Below are 10,738 nucleotides of genomic sequence, written 5' to 3'. Positions count from 1 at the left end.
GGCTCGGACGCTATCGGGCCAGCGCTGCGTTGAAGATGCAGCGTGATCGTCTGGTGGCGGTCTTCGACGCCATGGACGATCCGTACCTTCGCAGCCGCCGCGAAGACGTCGACCACGTCATCGCGCGCGTGCAGGCGCAGCTGATGCGCGACTCGAGCCCGCAGGAACGCAAGCTCGCCTCGCGCGTCGGCGAGATCCTGATCAGCGACACCGTGTCTCCGTCGGAGCTCGTGCCGCTCGCGGAACACGGCGTACTCGGCGTCGTTCTCAGTTCCGGCAGCCTCGTGTCGCACAGTGCGATCCTTGCCCGTTCGCTGCGCCTGCCGATGATCGTCGCGGCGCACGAGGTTCTGTCGCACATCCAGGACGACGATCTCGTGCTGATCGACGGCGAGCGCGGCGAAGTGGTCGTGCATCCAGCTGCGCAGGATCTCGCGCGCTTTCGCACCTGGCAACGCGACATGGTGCAGAAGGGCAAGCGCCTTGCACTGCTGCGCAATGTCGAGACGATCACCCGCGACGGGGTACCGATCGCGCTCTACGCGAATGCCGAATCGACGGCCGACATCGCCCAGGCACACGCACTCGGCGCGGCGGGAATCGGTCTCTACCGCACCGAATTCCTGTTCCTTCAGCGCCGCGAGATTCCGGGCGAAGACGAGCAGTTTCTGGTCTACCGCGATCTCGTGCTCGGGATGCAGGGACTTCCCGTGACGATTCGAACGCTCGACCTTGGCGCCGACAAGGCCGACTCGAGCGGGATCGTGCTGGACGACGAGGAGAATCCGGCACTCGGAGTGCGCGGCGTGCGCCTGTCGCTGCGTGATCCGCCGTTGCTCTCCGTGCAACTTCGCGCAATCCTGCGTGCATCCGCTTACGGCCCTGTGCGTGTGCTCGTGCCAATGGTGACCATTGCCGAAGAGATGGCCGTCGTCCGCCGCATGCTCGACGAGTGCGCACGCGAACTGCGCTCCGAAGGGCACGAGATCGCGACCCGCGTCGAACTCGGCGCGATGATCGAGGTGCCGGCCGCAGCAATCGCGCTGTCGGGGATGATCAAGTCGGTCGACTTCATCGCCATCGGGACCAACGATCTGGTTCAGTACACGCTCGCCGTGGATCGCAACAACGATCATCTGGCCTCGCTGTATGACCCGTTGCATCCGGCGGTACTGAAGTTGCTGTCGCATACGATCTCGGTGGCGCACCGGGCAAAGCGCCGGGTCAAGCTGTGCGGCGAGATGGCCGGCGACAAACGGTACACGGCGCTGCTGATCGCTCTTGGCCTGACCGACTTCAGCATGCATCCAGGGCTCATCCTTGAAGTCCGCGAAGTCGTCAATTCCCTCGATCGCGCACGACTGCGCGAACACGCACCGGCGTTGCTGCGCGCGCCGACACGCGAACGCATCCTCGACGTGATGGAACGCATGACGCATGAGGTGACCGTGCCGAGTGTCCAGTGAGGCAATGCGCCCCTTGTCCTTCCCCTGCAAAGCCGCAAGCGCTTTGCTTGTCCTTCCCCTGCGAAGCGGGGGAAGGTGCCGAAGGCGGATGGGGGCGCTCTTGATCTGAGCACTCACGAAAAGCGCCACTCACGCACTCGGGCAGTTGTCCCTGCTGCGCAGGGAAGGGATCGCGTTGATGCCACGCATTGATTGAAGGGCAGCGCTGCGGGGAAGCACGTGTTTTTTCGTGTTGCTTCGTTTCGCTCTTTTCCGAACCGCGACAGCGAAACCCGCACGCCATGCGCGCGAGTTAGCAAACCACGAAACACGGTGGCATCATCCGCGCCCATGCAGAACGCCCACCTTTCGCCCATCGACGCGCGTGTCGTCGCCCGCGTCGACGACCATGCCGCCGCCTTCGCGCGACGTGAGCCGTTCCGCCATGTCGTCATCGACGGTTTTCTCGACGCCGCCTACGCAGAACGACTGCTGCACGAGTTTCCGCCATTCGAACGCGGCAATGCGCGCAACGAGGCCGGCGAGCTGGGCGGCAAGTCGACGGTCGAACGCATTCGCGACCTCGGTCCGTCCTATGCCGCACTCGACGACCTGATCCAGTCGCCGGACTTCCTCGACTTCATCAGCCGCGTGACCGGCGTTCCAGGGCTGCTGTACGACCCGTACTATTTCGGGGGCGGCACTCACGAAAACAGATCCGGACAGGACCTTGATCCACATGTCGATTTCAATCGGCATCCGATCGAGAACTGGCACCGTCGACTGAATCTGATCGTGTACCTCAACCACCAATGGCAGGACGACTGGGGCGGATCGCTCGAGCTCCACACCGATCCCCGTTCACCCGACGATCGCGTCCGACTGGTCACTCCGTTGTTCAACCGCTGCGTCATCTTCGAGACAACCGAGTGGAGCTGGCACGGGTTCGGCCGAATCCAATTGCCCGCGCAACACGCCAACCTCTCGCGCAAATCGGTGGCGCTGTATTTCTACACGCGGGAGCGCCCCGACGACGAGTTGGCCGACACGCACTCGACCATTTACGTCGACCGACCACTGCCGGAACGCTTCCAAGCCGGCATGATCCTGTCCAGCTCCGATGTGGAAGAGCTGCGTGTGCTGCTGGCGCGCCGCGACCAGCACAACCAGCGGCTCTATCGCAAACTGACCGAGCTGACCCGCCGCCTGGGCCAGTCGCAGGCGGCACTCAATGCGGGGCTACTGGGCCGACTTCGGTATTTCGCTACTCGCGCAGTCGCGAGCATCGGGCGGCGGCGCTAGCCGGCGTTTACGGCAGCCACGTCGGAGCGCACGGGGAACGATCTATGCCGGGCGACGAGAGTTGAGCACGTCGGATGGAAACGCAGGCGTGGCGGGTCGTTCATGGAAATGGACATGGCTCTGCGCCGACCACGGTCTGCGCAACCACCTCGTCTGCGCTGTTTTTCAGCACGAATTGCATTCCAGGCGTCACCCATGCGCCGGTCCGCTTTGCGTCTCTCGCCTTCCCGCCGCTCCAGAGTTTTGGTTCGCCGCCGGCCGGCTGGATCCAGACGCTCGCAGCATCGGACTGCGCACGTCCTGCATCCCAGTGGACCGTGGTCGTCGACGGAGTGATGAACGCACATCCGGAGACGCTTGGAGTATCTGTCGCGACGAATGGCGCTACGCGTGGTGCAGGGGCCTCAGCGACTGCACGCGCTTCGCACTCCCGGCCAGTAAAGCGCGCGGTCTGGAAAACCATCCTGCCATCGCGCTGTGTCCAGTCGACCAGGATCGGTGCCGCCATTCCGGAAAGTCTCGCGACGTAGGCACTGCGGGCGGCGTTGTCGTCACCGGCAAACACGACGATCTGCGGCTGACCACGACACGCGAGCTCGCGAATGCGCGAAGGATCCACCGTATCGCGATGGTCAAGCATTCCACGCGTGAGATACACGAACGGCATCTCTAATCCCCAGTCCGCGAAGTACGCGGTCGCATCGGGCTCCCGAGACGCCGTATCGAGCGCAAACAGGTTGATCGACTCGGAGTACAGGCCGACTCCGCCGCTCACATCGAGCTGCGCGTGGGCGCTCCGCTGCGCGGAAATATTGGTGACCAGCACGACGACGCAACATCCGATGGCGACGGCGGCCGTCTTGATCCGTCCGGGTGTAACGGCGTCCGCTCCGGAACGGCAGATCAATGCGACGCATGCGCCGGCGAAAGACAGGTAGAGCAGCGGCAGCAATACCGTGTAGTGATGTCCATCGAGACGATTGCCGAAGTAGGACGCACACGCAAGGAACGACAGTGTCAGGAGCATCGGCAATGCGATGTGAAAGCGCTGCTCCGTATCGCGATGCCCACGGACCAGCGCGAGCAGCACGACAGCGAGCATCAATCCTGCCTTGATGTCTCCCCAGGATCCGTCGGCATACTGCTTGAGCATTGCAAGAAACGGCCAGTCTCCGTTGACAACGCTCCAGTAGTCACTGCCTGCGTCCGCCGTGCGCGACAGCCATGGAGCATGCGTATTGACGATCTGCATCTGGTCGCCGTGCTGCTTCAGCCACGCAAGCAGCGGGTCGACTCCGCCGAGCGCGTCGGAGATCAACGCAATGCCGCAAAAAAAAGGGAGCAAGCCAAGAAGCACGCCGGCCGACCACGTGAGGCCCGCACGCACGGTTGCGCCCGCACCGCCGGGCAGCGACCGCCGCAGTACCAGCCCGATCATCACCGGAAGAAAAAACGCGAAGATGAAGTACCCGAAGACCGCCGACCCGAACAGCACGCCGCTCGCCAGCACGGGCCACGACGGCGCGTGTTGCCACCGCCGCCCATGCAGCAACGCAATCGCGGGCAGCAGCAGCATGACGGGAAACAGGCAGCTGTACGCCTGAGTCCGAAGTGGCAGAACGAACGAGGGATCGATCGCCAGCAGTCCGACCACAGCAACGAAAATGACGCGACGGGGTGATCCGGTCAAGGCCGCAAAGCGCAGGCACCCGGCGAGAATGCCGCAGCCGACGATCGTCTGCACGAGTCGCATCGTGAACACGGTCTCGCCGAATGCGCTCATGAACGGCAGCGCGAAATAGAGTTGGGTGCTGCCGTGATAGAGCGTGCCGGTGAATACCGGAAAACGTCCTTGAATGGAATTACCGGGCAATACCCACGCCCGACTTCCCGCCGCATGCGGCTGGAGAATCGACGAAACGATGTATTCGGGGTTCACCGAATCCATGTAGAGACCGGGAAGATTCCAGTCCCAGAACGCCATTCCCGTGAAGACGACAAGGACGGCGACCACCATCATCGGCGCCGCGGACATTCCCCGCCAAGGCGCGGCGCTCACCGCCATCGGCGCCAGCAGTGACGGGACTGCACGCGCATCACGTCAGACGAAGGTGCGGCTTCGGATCAGGCAGAACGCGCGCTCGTCACCTGCCGCACTGGCCGGATCCGACTGCGATGTGTTGCCGACGGTCATGAAGTCGACGACATCCCACCCCGTCCTGTCGAGGATGCGACGCAAGCCGGCGTCCGAGAAGATCCAGTAATTGGTGGGATCGCCGTTGGTTTCATAGCTGTCCACGAGATACGCCGCGGGCACTGTGCGCAACTCGACCCTGTGCGCGTTGATTTCGCCACCTTTCGACGCGGTGGCACAGTTGTACCGCGTGATCCGCGTACTCACCAACGCATGGTGCGCGATGCGCGAAAGATTCTCGAGCGCCGAGAACGGATTCTTGAGGTGATAAAGAATGCCCATGAAAAATGCGAGACCATACCGCTGGCCAGGCAGTTCGAAATGCGCGTCGAGATCCACCTCATGCAACGAGACGCCAGATTTCAACGCCTCTTTCAACAGGCGCAGTCCACGACAACTGTTGAAATTGGTCGGCGGAAAATCGATGACATCCGACTTGTGTCCCAGCGTTTCGAGGAAAAACGCGGTATCCCCGTCTGCCGCGCCGATGTCGGCAACCGGAAGATCACCGGCAAGCGCAAGCAGATTGCGCGAATCGCCGGTGAGCAGGTTCTGCAGATGCACGAAGTTGTCGAGCGTTCCGTACGGGTACCATGAAAAATCGGATGGTGCCAAATCCTTCTTGACACGCTCGATATGCCGGCGGTACGTCTGCGCCTCGGTGGCAATCTGTTTGATATCCAACGGCGTTCCTGCAAAAAATGGAAGGTTGACCATTTTCTGCAAGCTGCGCAAGGTTCTGTGCAGCCAATCCGCTGCTGCATTCCACGACGGGCCGGGAGACGTCGCGCGCGCTTCCCGTCGCTCCGCAGTGACGCTTCCTTGTTCCGTGCACGCGGTGCGGCTAATCTGACCGATGCCGCATGCTGTGCGTCGAACCTGCGCACGCGAAGTGCGACGCCGGATTTCACTATCGTCGATGGAACGCGCGTCAGAATGACTCCCCCGGCTTCTGCATTCCCATCGCTTCTGCGCTTGCGCGCGACTGGGTGCAGGTGTTTGCGTCCCGGTCCCTCGTCGAGGAACCAACGATTGCAGCAACGTCGGTTCTGTGCAAACCCTGGCATGCAGTGCGCGAACGGGGTTTTGGGCCGGGCCGTGGCAACGCGTCGTGATTGAGGCCGGCACATGGATTCGCGCCCGATTGCATACCGCCGTGTGCGCGCCGATGCCGGCACTGCGGCTGTTGAATCGACACTCTGCCTTTCGGGTGCGGAACCACCGGCCCCGGCGACGGTCTTGAGCCGTTCCCCCTCCCTTTGGAAACGGACAATGGACGTCCAGACATCGTCGACCGACATTCGCGCCAGCCGCGGCCAGCCACCTTGGGCATCGCGCTCGAAGCGGTCGCTGCTGGCCGTCGCCGCCTTCTCGGCGCTCGCGCTCGCTTGGCTGTGGCTTTCGATCGTCGCGATCTCCAACTTCGCATTCCGCTATCCGGCGTTCGACCAGTATCGGGCCTACGCAAATTACCTTTCGCTGCCATTTCCCGCGAACGCGGTCCAGATCGACAACGGCCATCGGCCGATCATCCCGACGCTGGTGAGGCTTGCAGAAATCCGCTGGTTCGACGCGAACCAGCGTCTTCAGATCGTGGTCGGTTGCGCAGCTGCGTTGATGACGCTGCTCCTCATCTGCACGACCATCCTACGCGACCACACGATGACGCCGATCCGACGCGCGGCCTGCTGCCTGCTTGCGACCATGGCGCTCTTCTGGCTGGGCAACGCACGCATGCTGATGCACGGCAACGAGGCGATGCAGGTCTACGGAGTGATGGTGTTCGTCACGCTCGCGATCTTCACGATGGGTCGCGCCCACGCAACCGGTGAATGGATGTGGGCCCTGCTGTGCGCGGCCTGTTGCACTCTTGCAACCTTCAGTTTTGGCAATGGGATTGCGAGTTTCGCAGCGGTTTTCGTGACAGCGCTGGTACTGCGCACACGCCCGGCAAACGTCGCGTTTCCGATCCTGTTATTTGCCGGCGTGATGGTCGTTTACCTGTTCGCGCTGCCGGGTGGCGGCGAGGCACGCGGATCGCTTCTGTTCGACTCGGGATCGATTGCAGGCGCCCTGTGTCGGTGGTTGAGCGCGCCGTGGATCCACGCGTGGCTGGGCTACGCGGATCCGCCACTCGAACCAACGCTGAGTGCAGCGGTGCGAGGATCGGGCACCTTGGGCGCGCTTCTGGTGTCGAGTGCGCGCGGCGTTTCGTTGGCGTTCGGCAGCGACTGGCTGGCGCGCGAGAGCGCGCTGCTCGGCGGCATCGGCCTCTTCGGGTGGATCGCGATTGCCGCCCATGCGTGCAGGAATCGCGCAACTCTCCACGGTGCCCGCATCGCGGCCATCGGCCTTGCGACGTTCGCGCTCGTCACCGGAGCTCTGGTGTGCATCGCCCGCGTGCGGGTGTTTGCACAGACTCCGCTCGACGCTTATGCCGACCGCTACCTGCCGTGGAGTTGCCTCTTCTGGTTCGGCCTCGCCCTGTACATCGGCGCGGGAAACCCGAAGCGACGTCGCTTTCGGCAAGCACTGTTCCCGCTGGTCGCGATGTCGGCCGCACTCGTTTTCGCGCCAAGCAATAACGCGCTGGCCATCTGGAGCGCGATCGTGCATCAACACATCCAACAATCCGCCGTCGCGGCACAGCTGGGCATCTGGGACGCGGAGCGCTTTCCGGACGGAGCGGATGCCCGACGCGCCATCGTTCTCGAAACCCTCGGTCGCCTGAAGAGCGCACACCTGTCGATGTTCGCGGAACCCGCATTCGCGTTGGTTCAAGCCAATGCACCACGACCGTCGTTCGCGTCCGGCACCTTCGCAGGCGCAGCCGCCAAAGTCGTCCGCGAATTCCACGACACGCTCGGTCAGCGCGAGGTTGCAGCTTTCGATGGCGCTGTTCCGTTGACGAGCAACGTGAGCGATGCGTCGGTTCTTGCGGTCGTCGACGCCGCCGGCCGGTTGCGTGGCCTCGCGAAGTTCAGCTTCATCGGCCCTGCCGCCAAGGACTTGCGCTGGAGTTTCGCGCACCTGCGCGGTTTCGACGGCTACGTGCTCGATCCACAGCCGGGAGAACAGTTGCAGATCGAAATTCTGGACTCCGAAACCATGGCGGCCCTGGGCTCTGTTCCGCTGCGCGTGCCCGACGCGCAGCCCCCATCGCCGTAAATTCAGCGATCTGCGCGTGATCGCGCTCTTTGCGCTTCCTGCTCGACAAGAGTCAGCGCAACCTTGTCACGCAGGTAGACCGGCAACGCCGCCTCAGGCGCGACGCCTCGGCCTGCGCGTGCGATCGGCATCGCGAGGCGAGCAACGTCGGCGGCTTGCGGATAATGATCGCCTTCCGCCCAGCACGGTTCCATCGCGAGCCGCGAACGAAGGACATCCGAGTACGTCGCCCAGCCAGTACCGACAACGTTCCACGCCACGTCACGCTGCAGCACGAGGGATTCAGCCGGACCGACCGACTCGGGACCGATCGCCTCGACCCGTCCATCGTCCGCACGGCGAAACCTTCCGGCATAGATCTCGCCCATGCGTGCGTCGATCACCGCAAGGATGGGCGAACCGTTGATCGGCGCCTGCATCGCAAGCGCCGCGAGGGACGACACCGGGATCACCGGAATTCCGAGCGCGAGCGCGATGCCTTGTGCGGCAGAGATCGCGAGGCGCACACCGGTGAACGCACCCGGGCCTGCGCCGACCGCGATTGCATCAAGATCGCGGCGTGCGACCCCGGCCTCGGCGAGCAGTTGGTCGCACATCGGCAGCAGCAGTTCGGCATGCCGACGTGGCGCGATCTCGCTGCGCACGTAAAGGCGTCCGTCGACGAGCAACGCGGCCGAACACGATTCCGTCGCGGTTTCCAGAGCAAGCAGGTTCATGCGGCATAGTCTAGCGGGCGCGTGCCGGCGTGCCCATCGAATACCAGTCGACGCGGCGGGTCAGCGCCATCATCGCCGCGACCGCGAACAGCAGCGCGAGCGCTCCCATCAGCAACGCGTAGTCCTCGCTCCGCACCAGGCCATAGAGGAGACCGTCAATCAGCGCGAGCACGCCGCCGAGCATCAACCCCGCGCGGCGATTCGCCAGAACCGCCGCCGCGTAACCGCCCACCATGACGACGGTGGCCGCGGCGGCCAGCGCATAGGCGGGGCCGAAGCCGATCTGCTCCGACAACGCAAGCAGCACGACGTAGAACGTGCACAACGCGAGACCGACGAGAAGGTATTGCACTGGATGCACACGCAATCCGCGCAGCACCTCGAACAGGAAGAATGCGGCAAACGTGAGCGCGATGAACAACACGCCGTATTTCCCGGCCCGCACGTTCTGCTGATACGCACTTGCCGGTCGGACGAGGCTCACACCGAACGTCGATTCACCAAGGGACAGCTCGTTTGCCTCGCTTGCGCGCCAGTGTTGCGCGATCCGGCGACTGAGGTCGAGTACTTGCCAGTTCGCTTCGAACCCGGACTCCGTCACGCGATGGGCGAGTGGCAGGAACGCGCCGTCGAACCCCGGATCCGCCCACGCGCCTTCGACACGCAATGCCGTGCGCCTCGACAGCGGCAATGCCGCGAGGCGTTCGGTGCCTGCCAACGTCACATCGAATGCGAACGGCAGTGGCTGGTCGACCGATGCGGCATCGATCGCGATCGGCGCGGCAATCGCCGCGAAACCACCGAGCCCGCTGCCGTCGGGACCGAACGTGAGCTCAGCCGTGCCGGCGTGCAAGGTGGAGACGCGCCGGATCCCGCGGACGTCGGCGATCGGAACCCTCATCTGCGCACGCTGCCATTGCGGCTCCCGTCCCGCGCTGGTCAGCGCGGCAACGTCAGCGCCCGCGAATCGTCCACTGACTTTGACGTCGGCCGTATAGACGGCCGTTTCGTACATGCCGTAGCGGCGGATTTCCGGCGCCATCGTCGCCTGCAGGTCCAGCGTGTCGGGCAGCAGGAATTCGTTCTCTTCCAGCACGACCACGCCTTTTTCCTGCTGCTGGCGATAGCGCACCGGCACCACCAGCACCGGCCCGCCGATTGTCTGCGATGCACCCCAACGTTCGGCAATATGCTGGGTCGCCTCCGCGGCACGCTGCTGTCGTTCGCCGATCAGGTCATTCACCTGTCCGAGCGGAATCATCAGCAGCAGCGCGAGCGCCGCAATGCCGAGCACCTTGAACATCACACCGTGGATCCATTGCGGCGCCATCGTTGTCTCCATTGGAAGTCGTCGACGCATTGGACGCGACAGTCGCGACCGCCGGCAGGCGAAATCGGGCGCCGATCTGACCGCGCGCGTCATTCAGGTGATGCCGATTCGATCTTGACCCTCTTCGAACATGGCCGGTGCTAGGCTCGGTTCGTGTTCGACGCAGCGAGGAAACGAGGATGACGACCGTGGGTGAGCGCGTGCTGTGGTTCGTGCTGGGACTGGTGTCCGGATTCGTCCTCGCGCGGATGCTGGCGAAGCGGCCCGTGCGTGCCATCGAAACGGCATCGGCGGTGCCTGAACACGCCTCGTCCCCGGCATCGTCTGCCAACGTCGCCGATGCCCCGGCCGCAGTTGCATCGATCGGTCCGTCGCCGTCGCCCTCACGCATGGTCGATGTCGGCGCCGCGCGCGCCTGCGGCTTCAACATGAAACATGCCGAGGACCTCACGATCATCGAAGGCATCGGACCGAAGATCGACGACCTGTTGCGCATCCACGGCGTCGAGAGCTTCGTGCAGCTGGCCCAGCTCCACGTCGACGACCTGCTCGACCTGCTCGAACGCGGCGGACCGAACTTCCG

General features: G+C 63.9%; 8 protein-coding genes. 4 read left to right on the top strand and 4 right to left on the bottom strand.

The genetic code is table 11. The features are described from left to right. Both ptsP and ABIV12_RS13845 read left to right on the top strand, forming a co-directional pair. The coding region (gene ptsP / locus ABIV12_RS13850; RefSeq protein WP_348060287.1) for a phosphoenolpyruvate--protein phosphotransferase at positions 1–1,466 on the top strand (1,466 nt) is incomplete at its 5' end. 330 nt (positions 1,467–1,796) lie between these two features. After that, entirely contained in the window at positions 1,797–2,747 is a 951-nt protein-coding gene (locus ABIV12_RS13845) for a 2OG-Fe(II) oxygenase (RefSeq protein ID WP_348060285.1), read from the top strand. Positions 2,748–2,847: 100 nt separating this feature from the next. Here ABIV12_RS13845 and ABIV12_RS13840 read toward each other — a convergent pair whose 3' ends face one another. After that, positions 2,848–4,806, bottom strand: coding sequence for a hypothetical protein (locus ABIV12_RS13840; protein ID WP_348060283.1), 1,959 nt, complete (start codon positions 4,804–4,806; stop codon positions 2,848–2,850). Between the two features lie 42 nt (positions 4,807–4,848). Beyond that, positions 4,849–5,625: a hypothetical protein gene (locus tag ABIV12_RS13835; RefSeq protein WP_348060281.1), complete on the bottom strand. Its 777-nt coding sequence runs from the start codon at positions 5,623–5,625 to the stop codon at positions 4,849–4,851. Between the two features lie 588 nt (positions 5,626–6,213). Here ABIV12_RS13835 and ABIV12_RS13830 point away from each other — a divergent pair. Continuing rightward, positions 6,214–8,109: a hypothetical protein gene (locus ABIV12_RS13830; RefSeq protein WP_348060279.1), complete on the top strand. Its 1,896-nt coding sequence runs from the start codon at positions 6,214–6,216 to the stop codon at positions 8,107–8,109. 2 nt (positions 8,110–8,111) lie between these two features. Here the strand turns inward: ABIV12_RS13830 and tsaB are convergent, their stop codons facing one another. Then, positions 8,112–8,825 carry a tRNA (adenosine(37)-N6)-threonylcarbamoyltransferase complex dimerization subunit type 1 TsaB gene (tsaB, locus tag ABIV12_RS13825; protein WP_348060277.1) on the bottom strand — a complete coding sequence of 238 codons (714 nt, stop codon included), beginning with the start codon at positions 8,823–8,825 and terminating at the stop codon, positions 8,112–8,114. A gap of 10 nt (positions 8,826–8,835) precedes the next feature. After that, positions 8,836–10,155 (bottom strand): cell envelope integrity protein CreD, encoded by a 1,320-nt coding sequence (gene creD / locus ABIV12_RS13820; RefSeq protein ID WP_348060275.1) that lies wholly within the window; start codon positions 10,153–10,155, stop codon positions 8,836–8,838. Positions 10,156–10,334: 179 nt separating this feature from the next. Between creD and ABIV12_RS13815 the strand changes: the two genes are divergently transcribed. Further along, a partial coding sequence (locus ABIV12_RS13815; RefSeq protein ID WP_348060273.1) for a hypothetical protein occupies positions 10,335–10,738 on the top strand: 404 nt, incomplete at its 3' end.

It is taken from the genome of Dokdonella sp. (assembly GCF_039926425.1).
In the GTDB taxonomy this organism is placed as follows: domain Bacteria; phylum Pseudomonadota; class Gammaproteobacteria; order Xanthomonadales; family Rhodanobacteraceae; genus Dokdonella_A.
The sequence above is the reverse complement of the archived record's forward strand: the minus strand, read 5'-3'. Positions and strand labels throughout refer to the sequence as shown.

Bases quoted from the DNA above. Each gene is read 5' to 3' on its own strand.
- creD (WP_348060275.1), bottom strand. From the start codon at position 10,155: ATGGCGCCGCAATGGATCCACGGTGTGATGTTCAAGGTGCTCGGCATT.
- tsaB (WP_348060277.1), bottom strand. From the start codon at position 8,825: ATGAACCTGCTTGCTCTGGAAACCGCGACGGAATCGTGTTCGGCCGCG.
- ABIV12_RS13830 (WP_348060279.1), top strand. From the start codon at position 6,214: ATGGACGTCCAGACATCGTCGACCGACATTCGCGCCAGCCGCGGCCAG.
- ABIV12_RS13845 (WP_348060285.1), top strand. From the start codon at position 1,797: ATGCAGAACGCCCACCTTTCGCCCATCGACGCGCGTGTCGTCGCCCGC.